Genomic DNA, 875 nt, shown 5'->3' on the forward strand with positions numbered 1-875 from the left:
CGCCGCCGGAGTGGTCCTGCCTGACGTCGACGACGTGCGGGTCAGGCGTCTGGGGGTCGATGAGCACCGCTACCGGTCAGTGCGCTGGTTCCGCACCAACGAAGGCGCTTGGAGACGGTTCGAGCCCTGGATGACGACCCTGGTCGACCTGGACACCGGACAGGTCCTCGGCATCGTCGACGGCCGGGACTCCAGGGCCGTCGGGGATTGGCTCGCTCAGCGCTCTGAGCAGTGGCGGGAGCGGATCGAGATCGTCGCCATCGATCCCTCGGCCGCGTTCCGCAAGGCCCTGCGGACCTGGCTGCCTCGCGCCGCGGTCTCGGTCGACAAGTTCCACCTGGTCAAGCTCGGGAACGACATGGTCACCACCGTCAGGCAGCGCCTGGCCCGCACCCATCGCGGTCATCGGGGCCGCAAGGACGACCCGGCCTGGGCCCACCGGATGCTGTTGCTACGCGGCGCTGACACTCTGAGCCCGAGGGCCTGGGACCGGCTGGAAACGGTGTTCCGCACCGATGACCCCACCGACGAGCTCTCCGCCGCCTGGGGCATCAAGGAGCAGCTCCGACGCCTGCTGGCCACCGACACCCTCGCCCAGGCCTGGGACGAACGGATGCGGATGGGCTACTTCGCCCAGATCGCGAACATGCCCGAGGCCACGAAGCTCTACGACACCGTCGTGACCTGGTGGGACGCGATCGAGGTCCTCATCGTCACCGGCGCGACCACCGCTCGAGTCGAGGCCGCGAATACCGGCATCAAGAACATCAAACGCACTGGCCGCGGCTTCCGAAACGCCGAGAACTACCGGACCCGTATCCTGCTCACCAGCGCCGCGAAAACCGTAGCGTGAATACCCGTCACAACAGGGTCAT

Annotated in this window: 1 protein-coding gene; it reads left to right on the forward strand. The window is 67.7% G+C overall.

Going from position 1 to position 875, the window contains the following annotated elements:
- Positions 1-853, forward strand: an 853-nt coding sequence (locus tag ACYVKA_RS13530; RefSeq protein WP_460706194.1) for an ISL3 family transposase, incomplete at its 5' end; no start/stop codon positions are given.
- Positions 854-875: the final 22 nt, after the last annotated feature.

The sequence above is a fragment of the Luteococcus sediminum genome (assembly GCF_054783495.1).